19 protein-coding genes and 1 pseudogene are annotated in these 19,236 nt (G+C 62.6%); 4 read left to right on the top strand and 16 right to left on the bottom strand.

Annotated elements, in window-relative coordinates:
- The 11 genes from MOV63_RS28035 to sdhC form a co-directional block, all read right to left on the bottom strand.
- Positions 1-261 (bottom strand): biotin/lipoyl-containing protein (locus MOV63_RS28035; RefSeq protein WP_309500852.1); only part of this gene is annotated, 261 nt, incomplete at its 3' end.
- A gap of 57 nt (positions 262-318) precedes the next feature.
- Positions 319-3,315 carry a 2-oxoglutarate dehydrogenase E1 component gene (locus tag MOV63_RS28030; RefSeq protein WP_038546511.1) on the bottom strand — a complete coding sequence of 999 codons (2,997 nt, stop codon included), beginning with the start codon at positions 3,313-3,315 and terminating at the stop codon, positions 319-321.
- A 239-nt stretch (positions 3,316-3,554) separates the two neighbouring features.
- Entirely contained in the window at positions 3,555-4,460 is a 906-nt protein-coding gene (gene sucD / locus MOV63_RS28025) for a succinate--CoA ligase subunit alpha (RefSeq protein ID WP_247038819.1), read from the bottom strand.
- 19 nt (positions 4,461-4,479) lie between these two features.
- Positions 4,480-5,673, bottom strand: a complete 1,194-nt coding sequence (sucC, locus tag MOV63_RS28020; RefSeq protein WP_024163886.1) for an ADP-forming succinate--CoA ligase subunit beta — start codon at positions 5,671-5,673, stop codon at positions 4,480-4,482.
- A 36-nt stretch (positions 5,674-5,709) separates the two neighbouring features.
- Positions 5,710-6,672 carry a malate dehydrogenase gene (gene mdh / locus MOV63_RS28015; RefSeq protein WP_007757753.1) on the bottom strand — a complete coding sequence of 321 codons (963 nt, stop codon included), beginning with the start codon at positions 6,670-6,672 and terminating at the stop codon, positions 5,710-5,712.
- Between the two features lie 176 nt (positions 6,673-6,848).
- Positions 6,849-8,012 (bottom strand): cell division protein ZapE, encoded by a 1,164-nt coding sequence (zapE, locus tag MOV63_RS28010; protein WP_247038817.1) that lies wholly within the window; start codon positions 8,010-8,012, stop codon positions 6,849-6,851.
- Between the two features lie 29 nt (positions 8,013-8,041).
- Complete coding sequence (locus MOV63_RS28005; protein WP_247038821.1) at positions 8,042-8,584, bottom strand: protease inhibitor Inh/omp19 family protein; 543 nt, start codon at positions 8,582-8,584, stop codon at positions 8,042-8,044.
- A 188-nt stretch (positions 8,585-8,772) separates the two neighbouring features.
- Positions 8,773-9,552, bottom strand: a complete 780-nt coding sequence (locus MOV63_RS28000) for a succinate dehydrogenase iron-sulfur subunit (protein ID WP_037081594.1) — start codon at positions 9,550-9,552, stop codon at positions 8,773-8,775.
- Between the two features lie 17 nt (positions 9,553-9,569).
- Positions 9,570-11,411 carry a succinate dehydrogenase flavoprotein subunit gene (gene sdhA / locus MOV63_RS27995; RefSeq protein WP_247038815.1) on the bottom strand — a complete coding sequence of 614 codons (1,842 nt, stop codon included), beginning with the start codon at positions 11,409-11,411 and terminating at the stop codon, positions 9,570-9,572.
- 7 nt (positions 11,412-11,418) lie between these two features.
- Positions 11,419-11,799, bottom strand: coding sequence for a succinate dehydrogenase, hydrophobic membrane anchor protein (sdhD, locus tag MOV63_RS27990; protein ID WP_038546523.1), 381 nt, complete (start codon positions 11,797-11,799; stop codon positions 11,419-11,421).
- Positions 11,800-11,810: 11 nt separating this feature from the next.
- Positions 11,811-12,203 (bottom strand): succinate dehydrogenase, cytochrome b556 subunit, encoded by a 393-nt coding sequence (sdhC, locus tag MOV63_RS27985; protein ID WP_038546525.1) that lies wholly within the window; start codon positions 12,201-12,203, stop codon positions 11,811-11,813.
- Positions 12,204-12,489: 286 nt separating this feature from the next.
- Between sdhC and MOV63_RS27980 the strand changes: the two genes are divergently transcribed.
- Positions 12,490-12,915 (top strand): hypothetical protein, encoded by a 426-nt coding sequence (locus tag MOV63_RS27980; protein ID WP_247038813.1) that lies wholly within the window; start codon positions 12,490-12,492, stop codon positions 12,913-12,915.
- A 23-nt stretch (positions 12,916-12,938) separates the two neighbouring features.
- On the opposite strand, the gene MOV63_RS27975 is transcribed toward MOV63_RS27980, so the two are convergent.
- From MOV63_RS27975 to tsaD, 5 genes are all read right to left on the bottom strand, one after another.
- The gene (locus MOV63_RS27975; protein ID WP_247038811.1) at positions 12,939-13,583 is read right to left on the bottom strand and encodes a methyltransferase; all 645 of its coding nucleotides are present in this window, start codon (positions 13,581-13,583) and stop codon (positions 12,939-12,941) included.
- 263 nt (positions 13,584-13,846) lie between these two features.
- The gene (locus MOV63_RS27970) at positions 13,847-14,278 is read right to left on the bottom strand and encodes an EVE domain-containing protein (RefSeq protein ID WP_105427922.1); all 432 of its coding nucleotides are present in this window, start codon (positions 14,276-14,278) and stop codon (positions 13,847-13,849) included.
- A gap of 8 nt (positions 14,279-14,286) precedes the next feature.
- Positions 14,287-14,577, bottom strand: coding sequence for a YciI-like protein (locus tag MOV63_RS27965; RefSeq protein ID WP_247038809.1), 291 nt, complete (start codon positions 14,575-14,577; stop codon positions 14,287-14,289).
- 37 nt (positions 14,578-14,614) lie between these two features.
- On the bottom strand, positions 14,615-15,601 hold the full coding sequence (locus MOV63_RS27960) for an NAD(P)H-dependent glycerol-3-phosphate dehydrogenase (protein WP_247038807.1): 987 nt from the start codon (positions 15,599-15,601) through the stop codon (positions 14,615-14,617).
- The gene (tsaD, locus tag MOV63_RS27955) at positions 15,598-16,695 is read right to left on the bottom strand and encodes a tRNA (adenosine(37)-N6)-threonylcarbamoyltransferase complex transferase subunit TsaD (protein WP_247038805.1); all 1,098 of its coding nucleotides are present in this window, start codon (positions 16,693-16,695) and stop codon (positions 15,598-15,600) included. Before tsaD ends, MOV63_RS27960 begins: the two co-directional genes overlap by 4 nt.
- A gap of 71 nt (positions 16,696-16,766) precedes the next feature.
- Here tsaD and hemC point away from each other — a divergent pair, with 71 nt between their 5' ends.
- From hemC to MOV63_RS27940, 3 genes and pseudogenes are all read left to right on the top strand, one after another.
- Entirely contained in the window at positions 16,767-17,696 is a 930-nt protein-coding gene (gene hemC / locus MOV63_RS27950; protein ID WP_247038803.1) for a hydroxymethylbilane synthase, read from the top strand.
- 4 nt (positions 17,697-17,700) lie between these two features.
- A complete protein-coding gene (locus MOV63_RS27945; RefSeq protein WP_247038801.1) occupies positions 17,701-18,411 on the top strand; it encodes a uroporphyrinogen-III synthase in 711 nt (236 codons plus the stop codon).
- A gap of 90 nt (positions 18,412-18,501) precedes the next feature.
- Positions 18,502-19,236: pseudogene (locus MOV63_RS27940) on the top strand (hypothetical protein); the annotation flags it as partial.

The following is a 19,236-nucleotide window of genomic DNA, read 5'->3' as shown; positions in this document are numbered from 1 at the left end:
AGCAGCGGTCGCGGCACCGGCAGCACCTGCGGCGATCTGGCCGAGCAGGGCGCCGAGGCCGACGGTCTCGCCATTGGCGGCGACAATCTCGGTCAGAACGCCGGCGGCCGGCGACGGAACCTCGACGGTCACCTTGTCCGTTTCGAGCTCAAGGAGCGGCTCGTCGGCCTTGACCGTATCGCCGACCTTCTTGAACCAGGTGCCGACAGTTGCCTCGCTGACGGACTCGCCGAGAGTGGGGACGCGGATTTCGGTGGCCATGATCTGTTTCCGTGTTTGTCAGGTTGTGTCTGTGAAAAGTGAAGGAGCGGCTGGGAATCAGCCGCCGAGCGCGTCTTCGAGGAAGGCTTCGAGCTGTGCGAGATGCTTCGACATCTGGCCCGTTGCAGGCGAGGCCGCTGCCGGCCGGCCCGTATACCGGACACGCTGATACTTGGCATCGATATGCGCCAGAACCCATTCCAGATACGGGTCGATGAACGACCACGCACCCATGTTCTTCGGCTCTTCCTGGCACCAGACCATTTCCGCATTGCGGAAGCGGGAAAGTTCGTTGATCAGGGCCTTGGCCGGGAACGGATAGAGCTGTTCGATGCGCAGCAGGTAGATGTCGTCGATGCCGCGCTTTTCGCGCTCTTCGAGAAGGTCGTAATAGACCTTGCCGGTGCAGAGCACGACGCGACGGATCTTGGCATCCTTCTGCAGCTTGATCGGACCATCCTTGATGACCTCCGCATCGTCCCAGAGGAGGCGATGGAAGGCCGATTCGCCGGCCATTTCGGCAAGCGTCGAGGTGGCCCGCTTGTGGCGCAGCAGCGACTTCGGCGTCATCAGGATCAGCGGCTTACGGAAGTCGCGCTTCGTCTGCCGGCGCAGGATGTGGAAGTAGTTGGCCGGCGTCGTGACGTTGGCGACCTGCATGTTGTCTTCCGCGCACATCTGCAGCCAGCGTTCCAGGCGGGCCGAAGAGTGTTCCGGACCCTGGCCTTCATAACCGTGCGGCAGCAGGCAGACGAGACCGGACATGCGCAGCCACTTGCGTTCGCCAGACGAGATGAACTGGTCGAACACGACCTGCGCACCGTTGGCGAAGTCGCCGAACTGGGCTTCCCAGAGGGTCAGCGCATTCGGGCGGGCAAGCGAATAGCCGTATTCGAAGCCGAGGACCGCCTCTTCCGAAAGCATCGAGTTGATGACTTCGTAACGGGCCTGGGTCGGCGACAGGTTGGCGAGCGGGATGTAACGCTCTTCGGTGTCCTGATCGTAGAGAACCGAATGACGTTGCGAGAACGTGCCGCGTTCGCAATCCTGACCGGACAGGCGGATCTTGGTGCCTTCGACGGCAAGCGAGCCGAATGCCAGGGCTTCCGCCATGGCCCAGTCGATGCCTTCGCCGGTCTCGACCATCTGCGAACGGTTCTCCATGAACCGCTTGATGGTGCGGTGCGCGTTGAAGCCTTCCGGAATGGTCGCCAGCTTGCGGCCGATTTCCCTCAGTTCCTTCATCGGCATCGCAGTCTTGCCGCGGCGCTGTTCGTCGGCATTGTCGGCCGAGCGCAGGCCCGACCACTGGCCGTCCAGCCAGTCGGCCTTGTTCGGCTTGTAGCTCTGACCGGCCTCGAACTCGGTTTCGAGATTGGCGCGCCAGTCGGCCTTCATCTTCTCGAATTCGCCGTCGGTGACGAGACCTTCGGCGATCAGGCGGTCGGCATAGATCTGCGCGACCGTCTTGTGGGCGCGTATGACCTTGTACATCTTCGGCTGCGTGAACGCCGGCTCGTCGCCTTCGTTATGGCCGAAGCGGCGGTAGCAGAACATGTCGATGACCACCGGCTTGTGGAACTTCATCCGGTATTCGGTGGCGACCTTGGCGGCATAGACGACCGCTTCCGGATCGTCACCATTGACGTGGAAGATCGGGGCCTCGATCATCTTGGCGACGTCGGACGGATAGGGCGACGAACGCGAGAAGGCCGGGTTGGTGGTGAAGCCGATCTGGTTGTTGACGATGACGTGCATCGTGCCGGCGACGCGGTGGCCGCGCAGGCCCGAAAGGCCGAGGATTTCGGCCACGACACCCTGGCCCGCAAACGCGGCATCGCCGTGCAGCAGAAGAGGCAGAACCTTGGAGCGTTCCTTCAGCGGAATGATATCGCCGTCCCAGGCCTTGGCGAGCATGTCCTGCTTGGCGCGAGCCTTGCCCATGACCACCGGGTTGACGATTTCCAGATGCGACGGGTTAGCCGTCAGCGACATGTGAACCTTGTTGCCGTCGAACTCGCGGTCCGACGAAGCGCCGAGATGGTACTTGACGTCGCCCGAACCTTCGACTTCGTCCGGCTTGAACGAACCGCCCTTGAACTCGTGGAACACCGCGCGATGCGGCTTGTGCATGACGTTGGTGAGCACGTTCAGGCGGCCGCGGTGTGGCATGCCGAGAACGACTTCTTCAAGGCCTTCCTGGCCGCCGCGCTTGATGATCTGTTCGAGCGCCGGGATCAGCGATTCACCACCGTCGAGGCCGAAGCGCTTGGTGCCCTTGAACCGGACGTCGAGGAACTGTTCGTAACCTTCCGCTTCGACGAGCTTGGAAAGAATCGCCTTCTTGCCTTCCGGCGTGAATTCGACGCCCTTGCCCGGGCCTTCGATACGTTCCTGGATCCAGGACTTTTCTTCCGGATTGGAGATGTGCATGAACTCGACACCGAGCGTCGAGCAATAGGTCCGCTCCAGAATCTCGATCATCTGGCGCAGCGTCGCGTATTCGAGGCCGAGCACGTTGTCGATGAAGATCTTGCGGTCGTAGTCTGCTTCGGTGAAGCCGTAAGCGGACGGCGACAGTTCGTTATAGTCCTCGACCGCGCTGGCAATGCCGAGCGGATCGAGCTTGGCATGCAGGTGGCCGCGCATGCGGTAGGCGCGGATCATCATGATGGCGCGGACGCTATCGCGCGTCGCCTGCAGCACATCGGTTTCGTTGACCGGCTTGCCGGTCGCGGCAGCAGTCGCTTCCGCCTTCGCCTTGACCTTCGTTTCGATCGCCTTTTCGACGATCGGCCAGTTGCCGTCGAGTGCCGACACCAGTTCGCCGTTGGCCGTGATCGGCCAGTTCTTGCGCTGCCACGAGGCTCCCTTGGCGGCCGCCTTCACATCGTCCGGATTGTCGGCGAGCGCCTTGAAGAAGGCCTGCCATTCCGGCGAGACGGATGTCGGTTCGTCCTCATACCGCGCATGAAGCTGCTCGATATAGGCCGCGTTCTGTCCGTCGAGGAAAGAGGTGATGAGGAACTGCTCGTTGGCTTCTTGCCGTGCCATGGTTATCTGCGGGCGCCGCGCCCGCCTCCTGACGTAATCGGAGCCGGAAAATTCTCTGGCCTCCGCATTTTCTTGGTCTTCGTCTTGGTACCGAACCGCCCTTGGCGGTCACACGTCCCCTAAGATTAAGAGACGCAAAACATGGACAGGCGAAACAATGTGGCGCTTCGCCTGTCCGAAGCTTGTCGGATCAATCGCCACCTATCTATCTGGGGGTGGCGAGTGTCCTTTATGTGGCGTCAGCCCTTCAGGACTTCAACCAAGGTCTTGCCGAGACGGGCCGGGGACGGCGACACTTTGATGCCTGCCGATTCCATGGCCGCGATCTTCGATTCCGCGTCACCCTTGCCACCGGAAACCACGGCACCGGCGTGACCCATGGTGCGGCCCTTCGGAGCGGTACGACCTGCGATGAAGCCGGCCATCGGCTTGCTGCGGCCCTTCTTGGCTTCGTCCTTCAGGAACTGCGCTGCGTCTTCTTCAGCCGAACCGCCGATTTCGCCGATCATGATGATCGAGGTGGTGGCGTCGTCGGCGAGGAACATTTCAAGGACGTCGATGAACTCGGTGCCCTTGACCGGGTCGCCGCCGATGCCGACAGCCGTCGTCTGGCCGAGGCCTTCGTTGGACGTCTGGAACACGGCCTCATAGGTGAGCGTGCCCGAGCGGGAAACGATGCCGACCGAACCCTTGCGGAAGATCGAGCCCGGCATGATGCCGATCTTGCATTCTTCCGGGGTCAGGATGCCCGGGCAGTTGGGGCCGAGCAGTCGCGACTTGGAACGGTCGAGGCGAGCCTTGACGCGCACCATGTCCATGACCGGAATGCCTTCGGTGATGCAGGTGATGAACGGGACCTCGGCTTCGATCGCCTCGATGATCGCGTCCGCTGCGCCTGCCGGCGGAACGTAGATCACGGTCGCGTCGGCGCCCGTGCGTTCCTTGGCTTCGGCAACCGAGGTGAAAATCGGCAGTGCCGTACCGTCGACGCCGGAGGACCACGATTCGCCGCCCTTCTTCGGATGAACGCCACCTACCATCTTGGTGCCGTAGTAGGCGAGCGCCTGCTCCGTGTGGAAGGTGCCGGTCTTGCCGGTCAGGCCCTGGACGATGACCTTGGTGTCTTTGTTGACGAGAATAGACATTGGTTCCGGTCCTTCCAGGTTAGGCTTCGATCGCCGCGACGATCTTCTTCGCCGCGTCGTCAAGGTCGTCAGCCGCCGTGATAGCGAGACCAGATTCATTCAGGATCTTCTTGCCGAGTTCGACATTGGTGCCTTCGAGGCGCACCACGAGCGGAACCTTCAAGCCGACTTCCTGCACCGCCGCGACAACGCCTTCGGCGATGACGTCGCAGCGCATGATGCCGCCGAAGATGTTGACGAGGATGCCCTCGACCTTCGGGTCCGCAGTGATGATCTTGAAGGCCGCAGCCACCTTCTCCTTGCCGGCGCCGCCGCCGACGTCGCAGAAGTTAGCCGGCTCCTTGCCGTAGAGCTTGATGATATCCATCGTCGCCATGGCGAGACCGGCGCCGTTGACCATGCAGCCGATATTGCCGTCGAGCGCCACGTAAGCGAGGTCCCACTTGGAGGCCTCGATTTCCTTGGCGTCTTCTTCAGTCTCGTCGCGCAGCGCCTTGACGTCGTCGTGACGGAAGAGCGCATTGCCATCGAACGACATCTTCGCGTCGAGAACGCGCAGGTGGCCGTTCTTCATGACGATCAGCGGATTGATCTCGAGAAGGGCCATGTCCTTCTCGTTGAAGGCCTTGTAGAGCAGCGGGAAGAGCGACTTGGCGTCTTCGGCGGCAGCGCCGTCGAGTTCCAGAGCCTTGGAGATCGCAGCAATGTCCGCAGCCGTTACGCCAGCTTCCGGATCGATGGCGATTGTGTGGATCTTCTCAGGCGTATCGTGGGCGACGGCTTCGATGTCCATGCCGCCTTCGGTCGAAACCACGAATGCGACGCGGCCGACCGAGCGATCGACCAGCAGCGAGCAATAGAGTTCGCGGGCAATATCGGCGCCGTCTTCGATATAGAGGCGGTTGACCTGCTTGCCGGCTTCGCCGGTCTGCGCGGTCACCAGCGTGTTGCCGAGCATTTCCTTGGCATGCGCCTTGGCTTCTTCGATCGAGAAGGCGAGGCGAACGCCGCCCTTGGCGTCGGGGCCGAGTTCCTTGAACTTGCCCTTGCCGCGGCCGCCGGCATGGATCTGGCTCTTGACGACATAGAGCGGGCCAGGAAGTGACTTCGCAGCAGCCTCGGCTTCTTCAGCCTTCAGGATCGCGACGCCTTCCGCAACCGGCGCGCCATAGCCCTTCAGCAGAGCCTTAGCCTGATATTCATGAATGTTCATGGGTTTATCCCTGTTTCGATGACTTCAGCGCGTCAATTACTTGAGAGCCGGGGCGATGTTGATGCAGGCTTCGCAGAGGCCGGCAACGGCGCCGACGGACTTCTGGAAGGCGGCTTCTTCGTCCTTGTTGAACTCGACCTCGATGATGCGCTCGACGCCGCCGGCGCCAATGATCGTCGGAACGCCGACATACATGTCCTTCACACCGTACTGGCCGGAGAGATAGGCGGCAGCCGGGAGAACGCGCTTCTTGTCCTTGAGGAAGGATTCGGCCATTTCGATCGCCGAAGCGGCCGGAGCGTAATAGGCCGAACCGGTCTTCAGCAGGCCGACGATTTCAGCGCCGCCGTCACGGGTGCGCTGGATGATTTCTTCGAGACGTTCCTTGGTGACCCAGCCCATCTTGACGAGGTCGGTGAGCGGTACGCCGCCGACGGTCGAGTAACGGGCGAGCGGCACCATCGTGTCGCCGTGGCCGCCGAGAACGAAGGCGGTGACGTCCTGGACGGAGACGTTGAATTCTTCGGAGAGGAAGAGACGGAAGCGAGCCGAGTCGAGCACGCCGGCCATGCCGACAACCATGTTCTTCGGCAGGCCGGAGAACTTCTGGAGAGCCCAGACCATCGCATCGAGCGGGTTGGTGATGCAGATCACGAAGGCGTTCGGGGCATATTTCTTGATGCCGGCACCGACCTGTTCCATGACCTTCAAGTTGATGCCGAGCAGGTCGTCGCGGCTCATGCCCGGCTTGCGGGCGACGCCGGCGGTGACGATGCAGACGTCGGCGCCTTCAATGGCCGCGTAGTCGCTGGCGCCGGAAAGCTTGGCATTGAAGCCCTCAACCGGGCCGGACTGGGCGATATCGAGGCCCTTGCCCTGCGGAATGCCGTCGGCGATGTCGAAGAGGACGATGTCGCCCAGTTCCTTCAGGCTGGCGAGATGCGCCAGCGTGCCACCAATCATGCCAGAACCAATAAGTGCGATCTTCTTGCGCGCCATCGAAAAGCTTCCTTTCGAGATCCGAATCCTTGGCAGACTACGGCTCGCCTACCAATGTGCCAGACCGCATAGCCCCATCCGCTCAAAATGGCAATCGATTATTTTCCACTCAACTTTTTCAATCGGTTAGATATCAAAAATCTTACGTAAACGTAAGAGTTTCTGTCACCAAACCGTTAAAGTCCGCGGCGCTTTTCCTGGTGCAGCGCAAGATAGTCAGGGCTGCGCATCTCGAAAAGACGCGAGATGGTGCGGTCGAACTCGAAGCCTTCTGTGCCTTTTCGCTCCAGGAGGATACCTTCCGGCGCGGTCGCTGCCGATACGTAAAGCCGGACCGTGTGGTCGTAGAGCGTGTCGACGAGATTGATCAGCCGCTTGGTTTCGTTGCGCTTCTCCGGCCCGAGCTGCGGAACGTGCTCGACGAAGATGGCATCGAAACGATGGGCAAGCGCCAGATAGTCCGACGCACCCAGCGGTTTGCCGCAGATGTCCTTAAAATCGAAACGCGCCGCCCGCCCGGCGGCCGAGGGCACATGGATGCTGCGGCCCTTTATCGGGATCTCGGCAGGCGCCGCCTTCTCGCCCTCGGTCACCTGGTGCCAGGCGGATTCCATTGCCGCGTCGGCGCGCGCGTCGAGCGGCGTCACGTAGACCGGCAGGCTTGCGAGCTTCTGCATACGGTAGTCGTTGGGTGAATCGAGGGTGACCACGTCGACATACCGGTTGAGCAGCACGATAAACGGCAGGAAGAGGCCGCGGTTCAGCCCGTCCCTGTAGAGATCGTCCGGCGCAACGTTTGAGGTGGCGACAAGAACACAGCCGAGCCCGAACAGCTCCGTGAACAGCCGCGCCAGGATCATCGCGTCGGTGATGTCGGTGACCGAGAATTCGTCGAAGCAGAGGAGTTCGGCCTCCGCAAACAGCGCCGCAGCGACCGGCGGCACGGGGTCCGCCTGCTTGGTCTCGCCGCGTTTCAGCTTCTGGCGGTGGTCGTGGATGCGGTTGTGCACATCCGCCATGAATTCGTGGAAATGCGCCCGGCGTTTCTTCGTCGTTGGCGCCTTCTTGAAGAACATGTCCATCAGCATGGTCTTGCCGCGCCCGACGCTGCCATGCACATAGAGCCCGCGGATTTCGCGCGGCCGGCCGCCGCCCTTGGCGAAAAGCCAGCCGAGCGAGCTTTTCTTCTTCGCCGGCCTCGTCTCGCGAAGGCAGGTCAGCAGATGGTCGAGTTTGGCGGCAACCGAAAGCTGGGCCCGATCGGCGGTCAATACGCCGGATGCGGTGAGGGCTCTCAGCTCCTCACCGACACTCGTCGTGTATTCGGGGATGGGTTCCAACCGGACGCCCTCGAAATTGCGGGGGCCGCTTAACGGCTGAGGCTGACTTGCTGACCGGAATTCATCGTACCGTCAAAGCGGTTCTCGGCGCTCTTGTAGACGCGTCCGATCACGTCGCCGGCCCGGTTCTTGAACTGGACCATCTTGCCGGACACTTCCCACGAACCCATTGCCGTCAATTCACCGGCACAGCCGCGGGTACCGCCGCGCGAACCACCGCCGAGATTGGTGAGCGTCAGGAACATGTCGCAGGACGAACCGCCGTTGGAAACGCGCCAGTTGCCGACCATCGCTTCCTTCTTGACGTCGAGCGCACTCGCTGGCGGTGCGGTCGGGTTGGCCGACGCCATGGCAGGATTTGCGCCGGGCGCGCTCGGGAACTGAGAAGCACCGGCAGTACCGGGAGGCGGCGGCAACTGGCCGCCCTGAACGGACGGCACGGGCTGCGCCTGAAGCGGAGCAGGCTGAGAGGGTTGAGCAGGCAGATCGCTATAGGGGCTATATGAAGTGCGCTGGCAACCCGCCAGTGCCAAGGCAAGAACAAGTCCCGTCGCCACGTATCTGAACTGCATCATCTAACTCCTGCTTTCAGCTTGACCCGCCACCGATGCCACTGAATTGAGACCGAATTATCGTAAACCACCTTGGTTAATCAAGTCGTACTGGAACAATTCGGCATGGCTGATCAAGAAGAATGCTGCAATGCATCCGGTCCCGCCGACGCAGGGACCGAATGAGGCATCAAATTGCCGAGAACGCCTCAGACGCGGCGCTCGACCATCATCTTCTTGATTTCGGCGATCGCCTTGGCCGGGTTCAGGCCCTTGGGGCAAGTCTGGGCGCAGTTCATGATCGTGTGGCAGCGATAGAGCCGGAACGGATCCTCGAGATTGTCGAGGCGCTCGCCCTTGGCTTCGTCGCGGCTATCGATCAGCCAGCGATAGGCCTGCAGCAGAGTGGCCGGGCCGAGATACCGGTCGCCGTTCCACCAGTAGCTCGGACAGGAGGTCGAGCAGCAGGCGCACAGGATGCACTCGTAGAGGCCGTCGAGCTTCTGGCGGTCTTCGTGGCTCTGCTTCCATTCCTTGGCCGGCGGCGGCGAAACCGTCTTCAGCCAGGGCTCGATCGAGCGGTGCTGGGCGTAGAAGTTGGTGAGGTCCGGAACCAGATCCTTGACCACAGGCATATGCGGCAGCGGATAGACCTTCACGGTGCCCTTCACGTCGTCCATGCCCTTGGTGCAGGCGAGCGTGTTGGTGCCGTCGATGTTCATGGCGCAGGAGCCGCAGATGCCCTCGCGACAGGAGCGGCGCAGCGTCAGCGTCGGGTCGATATTGTTCTTGATGTAGAGCAGACCGTCGAGAACCATCGGGCCGCAATCGTCGACATCGATATAATAGGTGTCGATGCGCGGGTTCTGGCCGTCATCCGGGCTCCAGCGGTAGATGCGGAATTCCCGGACGTTCTTGGCACCGGCCGGCTTCGGCCAGGTCTTGCCTTCGGTCATCTGAGAGTTCTTGGGGAGAGCGAGTTCAACCATGGTCCAATTCCCTCAGATCAGTAGACGCGGGCTTTCGGCTCGATCTTGTGCGGATCGATGCCTTCGGCAATGAGTTCGGTGTGAACCGGGCGATAGTCGAGCTTGACGTCGCCGTTGTCGCTGACCCAGGCAAGCGTGTGCTTGCGCCAGTTCTCGTCGTCGCGGCCGCCGAACGGGCCGGACGTGTAGTCCTCGCGGGCGTGGGAGCCGCGGCTTTCCTTGCGGGCCTCCGCGCCGACGACCGTGGCAATTGCATTCGCCATCAGGTTTTCGAGTTCCAGCGTCTCGACCAGGTCCGAGTTCCAGATCATCGAACGGTCGGTGACCTTGATGTCCTTCAGCTCGCCCCAGATCGCCGACATGCGCTTGCAGCCCGATTCCAGCGATTCCTGCGTGCGGAACACGGCGGCGTCGTCCTGCATGGTGCGCTGCATCTTATCGCGCAGCACCGCGGTCGGCGTTCCGCCGTTGGCGTTCCGCAGGCGGTCGAAACGGTCCATGATCTTGTCGCAGGCGGCGATGTTGAGCGCCGGGATCGGCTCGGCCTTGTTGATCACCTCGCCGGCGCGGATCGCCGCGGCGCGGCCGAACACCACCAGGTCGATCAGCGAGTTGGAGCCGAGGCGGTTGGCGCCGTGAACCGAGGCGCAGCCCGCCTCGCCGACGGCCATCAGGCCCGGCAGCAGTCGTTCCGGATTGTTGCTGTCGGCATTGAGCACCTCGCCGTAGAAGTTGGTCGGGATGCCGCCCATGTTGTAATGCACGGTCGGCAGGACCGGGATCGGCTCCCGCGTTACGTCGACGCCCGCAAAGATCTTGGCGCTCTCGGAAATGCCCGGCAGGCGTTCGTGCAGAACGGCCGGATCGAGATGGTCGAGATGCAGGAAGATGTGATCCTTGTTCTTGCCGACGCCGCGGCCTTCGCGGATTTCCAGCGTCATGCAGCGCGAGACGACGTCGCGCGAGGCGAGGTCCTTCGCCGAAGGTGCGTAGCGTTCCATAAAGCGCTCGCCCTCGGAATTAACAAGGTAACCGCCTTCGCCGCGCGCCCCTTCGGTGATCAGACAGCCGGAGCCGTAGATGCCGGTCGGGTGGAACTGTACGAATTCCATGTCCTGCAAAGGTAGGCCGGCGCGGGCCACCATGCCGCCGCCGTCGCCGGTGCAGGTATGGGCCGATGTCGCCGAGAAATAGGCGCGGCCGTAGCCGCCGGTCGCCAGCACCACCATCTTGGCGGCAAAACGATGGATCGTGCCGTCGTCAAGGTTCCAGGCGACGACGCCGGTGCAGCGCCCGTCATCCGACATGATCAGGTCGAGCGCGAAATATTCGATGAAGAATTCCGCATTGTTCTTCAGCGACTGGCCGTAGAGCGTGTGCAGGATGGCGTGGCCGGTGCGGTCTGCCGCGGCGCAGGTGCGCTGCACCGGCGGGCCGGCGCCAAAGTTCTGCATGTGGCCGCCGAACGGGCGCTGGTAGATCTTGCCTTCCTCGTTACGCGAGAAGGGCACGCCGTAATGCTCGAGTTCGTAGACGGCCTTCGGCGCTTCCATGACCATGTACTGCATGGCATCGACGTCGCCGAGCCAGTCGGAGCCCTTGACGGTGTCGTAAAGGTGCCACTGCCAGCTATCCGGCGTCATGTTCTGCAGCGAGGCGGCGATGCCGCCCTGAGCTGCGACGGTGTGAGAGCGGGTCGGGAAGACCTTGGTGATGCAGGCGGTCTTGAAACCCTGTTCGGCCATGCCGAGCGTGGCGCGCAGGCCCGCGCCGCCGGCGCCGACGACGATCACGTCATAGGAATGGTCGACATAGGTATAGGCCTTGCCGTTCTGGGCGATGGGGGTGACGGATGCCATGACGGGGTTATCCTGCAAATGCGATTTTCAGGACGGCGAAAAGACAGAGGCCGCCCACCGCGAGGGAAAAGAAGGCGTTGAGGATCAGAAGAACGATCTTCGTGGCTTCGGAATGGATGTAGTCCTGGATGATCTCTTCCATGCCGAGACGCATGTGGATGATGCTGGCGACGACCGTCAGCCCGTTGATCGTGGCGACGAAGGGATTGGCCAGCGCGCCCACCACTTCGGCATAAGGCTTGCCTGCATAGATGATCAGGAAGACGACATAGAAGAGAAGAAGCGGCACGAGTGCGACCGCGGTCGTCCGGACACGCCAGAAATGCTCCGTGCCGCTCTTGGCGGAGCCGAGGCCGCGGACTTTTCCGAGAGGAGTGCGCATATCCATGATCAATCTCCTCAGCGAACGATGAGCACGATCGCCCAGACCAGAACGGTCAGCGCGATGGAGGCCACGAGGTTGGCCTTGGCCAGCATGGTCGAGAATTCCTTCTCGAAACCGTAGCCGATGTCCCACATGATGTGGCGCAGGCCGCCGAGCAGATGGTGAAGAAGGGCCCAGGTATAGCCGAACAGCACGACCTGTCCGATGATCGAGCCGAACAGCCAGTTGACCTGGTTGAAATATTGCTCGCCGGACGCGGCCGCGATCAGCCAGGCGGCGACCAGCAACGTGCCGACGTAGAGCGCGCCACCGGTAATGCGGTGGACGATCGACATCGCCATGGTGGGAATGAACTTGTAGATTTGCAGATGCGGCGACAGAGGCCGGTTATTTGTCACATTCGCCATCAGAACCTCGCGGCGTCGTATGCGGTATCAAGGGCGGGCGCCCAGCAATGCACGGTGCCGAAGAAATGTGCATTGCATCATTGGCGTGGTTTAATCGCACGGATGTCGGACGACAAGAACAATTCAAACCGATTTTCAATTTAATCGATTGTGTCTTTCTCGTGGCTGGCGTGGTTCAAACCCGGCCGTCACATTAACTACAATTTCGAAAGATTTCGTTGCCACCGGGACGTGACGAGCCGTTTTATGGTAACGTTTCGTTAATCATGTTCTCCGGAGTTTCGCCATGATCGCGAATCGCATCAAGCCTGTCCTGGTCGCTGCGGCGCTTTTTGCGTCGCTCGCATCCGCCGCCAATGCCCGCGACGGCTGGCGCGGCGCCGACAGCAGCGTCTACCGCCTTGGCGGCAATCACTGGGTCGAACAGGGCGATGGCGCACCCAACGTGGAAAGCTTCCGGGTTTTCTACACCGGCACGGCATCGTTCGTCCGCAGGCTCGGCATTTTCAGCGGACCGCTGCAGGCCCCCCCGATCCCCGACTTCGGCATTCATTTTTCACGCTACTTTTCGGAAGGCTACTGGCAGGGAGAAGAAGGTCGCGTGGTGCTTGCCCCCAGGGCCAAGATCATCGATGTCGGCACAGGCCTGCGCGGTTTCGGAAACGCCTGCTCTTATGAAGCCGGCGTCTGCGTCATCCGCGGCGGGAACTGAGACGCGGCATTATCTGCTCGAAGCTAAACAAACCGCCAAACGGTCGTCTTCTTCACTTCGCTGTCTTCCAGCGCCCGGGTGACCGGCACCTGGTAGACCGCCAGCGATTCGAGCCGGTCGTTCGGAAGATAGCTGCGGCCCGGATCGCCGATCAGGACCAGTTTCCCCTCATCCGCAAGCTGCATGAACCATGGGATCAAGGCCGCCGCAAAATCCCGGTCGTAGAAGACATCGCCAGCCAGGATGACATCCGCCCCGACCACCTCGCCGATCTGGTCGTCGGCTGTGGAGCGGATTACCACCCCGTTCTCCGCGGCATTCAGCGCTATGGCGCTCGCAGCCCAGGGATCGATATCCGCCGCCAGCACGTCGGCGGCGCCGGAAAGCTGCGCGGCAATCGCCACCAGGCCCGAGCCGCTGGCGAAATCCAGCACCTCTTTGCCCGCAACCACATCCGGACGATCGAGAATATAACGCGCAAGCCCCTGCCCGCCCGCCCAGGCGAAAGCCCAGAACGGCGGCGGCAGGCCGATTTCCTCCAGATCCTCTTCCGTCTTCAGCCAGAGGTCATGCGCCTCGCTCGCCAGATGCAGCCGGATTTCCGGCACATGCGGCGGCGCGGCGATATCCGTGTTTTGAAGGATGAATGTCCGGGGATCAGTCTTCAATTTTTCCGCTTATTGCCTGTCTATGACGGGCCAACGGGCGACAGAAACGACCCACAAGCCAATGATATTGACCAGCGGAACAAATGCGATGACGGTCCACCAGCCTGAAAAGCCCATTCGCCTCAGAATTTTCGCGATTGGCCAACCAAACACAACCAACCAAATAATGACTATCAACCAATGCCAAATGCTGAACGACCCCATTGAAGCCCCCTAAAATCGCTTGGCGTGCAGCCAATACTCCGCACAACCGCCACTTTAGGTTAACGCGGCGGGTTGTCGAGACCACCGAGCTTGCAGATCTCGAAATATTCCTCGTCGGTCACCGGCTGCACCGAAAGCCGCATCGACGTCACCAGCGACATCTTCTCGAACTTCGGGTTCGCCTTGATATCCTTCAGCGTCACCGGCGTCGGTATGTCGGTCACCGCGCGGATGTCGACGCAATCCCACTTTGGATCGCCCTTGGCGCTGGAATCGGGATGCGACAGGGCGCAGACCTCGACGATGCCGACGATCTCCAGCCCGTCATTCGAGTGGTAGAAGAAGCCCTTGTCGCCGATCTTCATGGCCCGCATGTTATTGCGCGCCAGGTAGTTTCGCACGCCGGTCCATTCGGTGCCCTTTTCGCCCGCCGCCTTCTGCTGTTCCCAGGACCAGGCCGACGGTTCGGATTTGTAAAGCCAATATGCCATCTGTCGCCTCACTCCGGCTTGTTGAAGACCCAGTTCCAGGCCTTCACTTCGACCTTCTCGAAGAGGCCGGCCAGGTAATAGGGATCGGCTTCGGCGACCAGGCGAGCGGCGGCCATGTCGGCGGCTTCGACGACCACGAGGCTGCCGTTCGGCTTGCCGTCGTCATCGAGGAACGGGCCTGCGAACTTCAGCACGCCCTCTGCATTGAGCTTGTTCAGATAATCCAGATGGGTCGGGCGGGTTTCCATCCGGACGTTCAGATGGCCGGGCTTGTCGGTGCACAGAAACGCAAACAGCATCAGTCTCTCCTTGCATGATCCTATTGGGGAAATGATCTTATTCGGTGGTGATCGGCCGGGTCATCAGTTGTTCCATGGCCGTCATGATATCGAGCTTGCCGTCGATGATATCGGCCACCGCGTTGGTGACCGGCAGTTCGACCGAAAATTTCTCGCCAAGACGCGCCGCGACGGATGCCGCAAACGCCCCTTCGACCAGCGGTCCGCCGGCCTGAGTGCCCTCGCCTCTGCCGAGCGCGATGCCGAAACGCAGGTTGCGCGATTGATGGCTGGTGCCGGTCAGCACCAGGTCGCCGAGCCCCGACAATCCGCGCACCGTATCCGCCTTGCCGCCCATCGCCTCGACCAGCCGCGACATTTCTGCAAGACCGCGCGAGATCAGTGCGGCGCGCGCCGATTCGCCGAGCCCGGCGCCTTCGATGATGCCGCAGGCAATCGCCAGCACGTTCTTCAGCGCGCCGCCGAGCTGAACACCGATCCGATCGGTGGAAGCATAGAGGCGGAAGGTACGGCTGGAGAGCGCGTTGGCGAGCCGTTCCGCCAATGCCTCATCCCCCGCCGCAATCGCCATCGCCGTCGGCAGGCCGCGGGCGATATCCGCCGCAAAACCCGGCCCCGAAAGCACCGCGACCGGATGATGCGGCAATTCCGCCTCCAGCAGCTCGGTCAGCAACCGGCCGGAAGACTTGTCGATGCCCTTGGCGCAGGTGACGACCACCGCGCCGCCGGCAAGATAGGGACCGTAATGCCGGGCCGCATCCGCTTGTGCCTGCGAGGGCATGGCGAAGAGCACGAGGCTCGCCTCGCCGATCGCATCCGGCTCGGCGGAAAACTCCAGCGCATCCGGCAGGGGTACGCCTGGAAGTGCGGCATCATGCACCCTGTCGTCGCGCAGATCGCTCATCAGCGAAGGATCGCGGCCGATCAGGGTGACCGGATGCCGGCCTTCCAGCGAAATCACGGCGGCAAGCGCGGTCCCGAAGGCGCCGGCGCCGATGACGGCGATTTTCTCCGCGCCGCTCATGCCTTGGCTCCTCGCTTGCCGGATCCGAGCAGGGTCTTGGCGTCCTTGTCGAGCGGCCAGCGCGAGCGCGGCGCCACGTCGAGACCGTCGGTCGGCAGTTCCTCCGCCATCCGCTCGAGCCCCGCCCAGGCGATCATCGCCGCATTGTCGGTGCAGAGGCGCAGCGGCGGTGCGATGAAGCGGAAGCCGTTCTCGATGCAGAGCGCCTGCAGCGTCCGGCGGATTTCCTGGTTGGCGGCAACCCCGCCGGCAACGACCAGCGCCCGGTCGACATCGAGATGCGCGAACTCCCGGCTGAAGCGGGCGAGCCCGCGGCCGATGCGGTCGCGCAGCGTCCGGGAAATCGCCTTCTGGAACGAGGCGCAGATATCCGCGACATCCTGCTCGCTGAGCGGCGCGATCTCGGTCGCCGCCTGACGCACCGCCGTCTTGAGGCCAGAGAAGGAAAAGTCGAGCCGCGCTTCGCCGACCAGCGGCCGCGGCAGCGAGAACCGGTCCGGATTGCCCTTCAGGGCCGCCTTCTCGACAGCCGGCCCACCGGGATAGGGCAGGCCGAGCAGTTTTGCCGTCTTGTCGAACGCCTCGCCAAGCGCATCGTCGATCGTCGTACCCCAGCGCTCGTATTCGCCGACGCCGCGCACCAGAACCAGCTGGGTATGGCCGCCGGACACGAGCAGCATCAGGTAGGGAAAGGAAAGCCCGTCGGTCAGCCGTGCCGTCAAGGCATGGCCTTCGAGGTGGTTGATCGCCATCAGCGGCTTGCCGGCGGCCCGCGCGATCGCCTTGGCGGTCATCAGCCCGACGATCAGACCGCCGATCAGGCCCGGCCCGGACGTCGCGGCAATCGCGTCGATCTCGTCGAGCGACACATTGGCGCGGGTAAGAGCTTCCTCGATCAGCCCGTCCAGCGCCTCGACATGCGCACGCGCCGCGATCTCCGGCACGACGCCGCCATAGGCGCTGTGCTCGTCGAGTTGCGACAGCACGATGTCGGAGAGGATTTCACCGCGGCCATCTTCATGGCGCGCGACGACGGAAGCCGCCGTCTCGTCGCAGCTAGTTTCAATGCCGAGGATGCGAAGAAAGGTCGCCATACGCCTATCGATAATTGCGATGCCGGATAAACCGGTTTACGAAAGCTTCCGGTAACAATGGAATGACGCGGATGCAAACAAAACCTTTCCGGATCGGCACGCGCGGCAGCCCGCTGGCGCTCGCCCAGGCTTCCGAAACCCGTGCCCGGCTGATGACGGCGCATGGCCTGCCGGAGGACATGTTCGAGATCGTCGTACTGTCGACCACCGGCGACCGCATCACCGACCGGGCGCTGACCGAGCTCGGCGGCAAGGGCCTGTTTACCCAGGAACTGGAGGAAGGGCTGATTTCCGGCGATCTCGATTTCGCCGTCCATTCCTCGAAAGACATGCCGACAAAACTGCCCGAGGGCCTGCGTCTCGCTGCCTACCTGCCCCGCGAGGATTTTCGCGATGCGTTTATCGGCCGCACCGCCCATACGCTGGCCGCACTTCCGGATGGCGCCACCGTCGGCTCCTCGTCGTTGCGCCGCCAGGCGCTGATCCGCCGCATCCGTCCGGACATCGAGGTCATCACCTTCCGCGGCCTCGTCGAAACGCGGCTGCGCAAGCTGAACGAAGGCCAGGTGGATGCGACCTTGCTCGCCTATGCCGGCCTGAAGCGCCTCGGCAGGCAGGATGTCGTCACCGAATTGCTCGACCCGGCCGACTTCCCGCCGGCGCCGGCACAAGGCGCGATCTGCGTCGAAAGCCGTGTCAGTGACGCCCGCATCGACGCGCTTCTCGACCCGATCAACGACCGCCCAACCTATGATGCCGTCTCCTGCGAACGCGCCTTCCTGGCCGCACTCGACGGTTCCTGTCGCACCCCGATCGGCGGATACGCCATCTGCGATGGCGACCATCTGAAGTTCTCGGGCCTCATCCTGACGCCGGATGGCCGCAAGGAACATTCGATCGAGACCGAGGGCAAACGAGCCAACGCAGAAAAGCTCGGCCGGCAGGCCGGCGAAGCCGTTCGCGCGGCGGCCGGTTCCGATTTCTTCGAAGGCTGGTCGTAACGCGATGCGGGTCGTCGTCACCCGCCCCGAAAACTCGGCCCGCCGGACCGCCGAACGGCTGCAGAACCTCGGCCATCAGCCGGTCCTGCTGCCGCTGACCAGGACGATCCATCATCCGAAAATTGCCGAGGCCTCGCTCGCCAGCCCCCATTCGGCGCTGGCCGTCACCAGCGCCGAAGCCCTGCGCGTGCTGTCCGCGTTGGGCGAGCGTCTCATCCCATTTCTCGGCCAAACCCTCTTTGCCGTTGGCGAAACAACAGCAAAGGCTGCCGAAGATGCCGGCTTCCGGAATATTCGCCGCGGGCCTGGCACAGGCGCCGAACTCGCGAAAATCATCGCAAGCGATGCACCTTCGTTCGACACTCCGCTGCTCTATCTTGCCGGGAGGCCGCGCTCGCCAAAATTCGAAGATGGCCTCAACGCGGAGGGCGTCCCGTTTGTGACTGCCGAAATCTACGAAATGGCACCCATAGCCTACGATGAAGCTCTTATTCGCGGCACCCTGCTCAATCCGCCCGTGGATGCAGTCCTTCTTTATTCCCGGGAAAACGCCCGGCTTTTCTGCGATTTCGCTGCGCCGCACCTTCAGGAACTCGCGTCCCTGCAGTTCCTCTGCCTCAGCGACAATGTCGCCGAAATCATTCCGCGGGAATTCCATAGAAATATCAAGATCGCCCGCCACCCTGACGAGGATGGGGTATTGGCACTCCTTTAGTCGAGGTGTGGCGCCAAAATCCCGCCCGCCCCTTTCTTTCCTAAGACCCACCCACTAGTTTCCTGTGAGCGCATGCAAAAAGAGGTCGAGATGGTACCGGAACAACCACCCCGCCGATCCAAGACGGACAAGGAGCCGGTCACGATCGACTTGACCGCCGAGCAGTCCGATGTCGTCGCCGAACCCGTCCGCAGCAACGACACCGACGACGTGGTGAGCGCCACGGAGCCCGCGGAAGATGTTACCGCAACAGCCGAAGAGCCGGTCACGCCCAAGTCCGAGTCCACGGAAGAACCGGCGTCCAGTCCCTCGGCCGCGGACGAGCCGCGTTATGACGACCCCTGGTCTGCCGCTGCCCGGAACGAACCGCAGCCCGCGACCGTGGCGCCCGAACCGGAGCCAGTTCCCGCCCCGCACCATCGCACGAGTCCTGCCACGTCGACGTTGATCGCGGCCGGCATTTTCGGCGGCATCGTCGCGCTGCTGCTGGCCGGCAGCATGCAATATGCCGGTTACCTGCCCGGCGCCACGCCCGCTCCGGCGGCCTCCAACACGGCCGGCCTCTCCTCCGAGATCGCCGCTTTGCGCCAAGAAATTGCGGCCCTCAAAAACCGTCCCACCACCGCAGCAGCGCCGGATACAGCGCTCGCCAATCGCGTCGCAGCCCTTGAAACCGCGCCCAAGGCATCGAGCAGCGCCAGCGATCAGGCGCTTGCAGCGCTGAAGGCCGATCTCGACCGGCTTCGCGCCACCGTCCAGTCGGCGGCGAGCGCCGGTTCCGGTCTCGCCCAGCGCCTCGACCAGGCCGAGGCCAAGCTGAACGAT

The sequence above is a fragment of the Neorhizobium sp. SHOUNA12A genome (assembly GCF_023006505.1).
In the GTDB taxonomy this organism is placed as follows: Bacteria; Pseudomonadota; Alphaproteobacteria; order Rhizobiales; family Rhizobiaceae; genus Neorhizobium.
This window is presented reverse-complemented; position numbering and strand designations above follow the sequence as displayed.

Coding starts and splice junctions, on each gene's coding strand:
- sucD (WP_247038819.1), bottom strand. CDS start 4,460: ATGTCTATTCTCGTCAACAAAGACACCAAGGTCATCGTCCAGGGCCTG.
- hemC (WP_247038803.1), top strand. CDS start 16,767: ATGCAAACAAAACCTTTCCGGATCGGCACGCGCGGCAGCCCGCTGGCG.
- tsaD (WP_247038805.1), bottom strand. CDS start 16,695: ATGGCGACCTTTCTTCGCATCCTCGGCATTGAAACTAGCTGCGACGAG.
- sdhD (WP_038546523.1), bottom strand. CDS start 11,799: ATGGATATGCGCACTCCTCTCGGAAAAGTCCGCGGCCTCGGCTCCGCC.
- MOV63_RS27945 (WP_247038801.1), top strand. CDS start 17,701: ATGCGGGTCGTCGTCACCCGCCCCGAAAACTCGGCCCGCCGGACCGCC.
- MOV63_RS28000 (WP_037081594.1), bottom strand. CDS start 9,552: ATGGTTGAACTCGCTCTCCCCAAGAACTCTCAGATGACCGAAGGCAAG.
- MOV63_RS27960 (WP_247038807.1), bottom strand. CDS start 15,601: ATGAGCGGCGCGGAGAAAATCGCCGTCATCGGCGCCGGCGCCTTCGGG.
- mdh (WP_007757753.1), bottom strand. CDS start 6,672: ATGGCGCGCAAGAAGATCGCACTTATTGGTTCTGGCATGATTGGTGGC.
- MOV63_RS27965 (WP_247038809.1), bottom strand. CDS start 14,577: ATGCTGTTTGCGTTTCTGTGCACCGACAAGCCCGGCCATCTGAACGTC.
- MOV63_RS28005 (WP_247038821.1), bottom strand. CDS start 8,584: ATGCAGTTCAGATACGTGGCGACGGGACTTGTTCTTGCCTTGGCACTG.
- MOV63_RS27970 (WP_105427922.1), bottom strand. CDS start 14,278: ATGGCATATTGGCTTTACAAATCCGAACCGTCGGCCTGGTCCTGGGAA.
- sucC (WP_024163886.1), bottom strand. CDS start 5,673: ATGAACATTCATGAATATCAGGCTAAGGCTCTGCTGAAGGGCTATGGC.
- sdhC (WP_038546525.1), bottom strand. CDS start 12,203: ATGGCGAATGTGACAAATAACCGGCCTCTGTCGCCGCATCTGCAAATC.
- sdhA (WP_247038815.1), bottom strand. CDS start 11,411: ATGGCATCCGTCACCCCCATCGCCCAGAACGGCAAGGCCTATACCTAT.
- MOV63_RS28030 (WP_038546511.1), bottom strand. CDS start 3,315: ATGGCACGGCAAGAAGCCAACGAGCAGTTCCTCATCACCTCTTTCCTC.
- MOV63_RS27980 (WP_247038813.1), top strand. CDS start 12,490: ATGATCGCGAATCGCATCAAGCCTGTCCTGGTCGCTGCGGCGCTTTTT.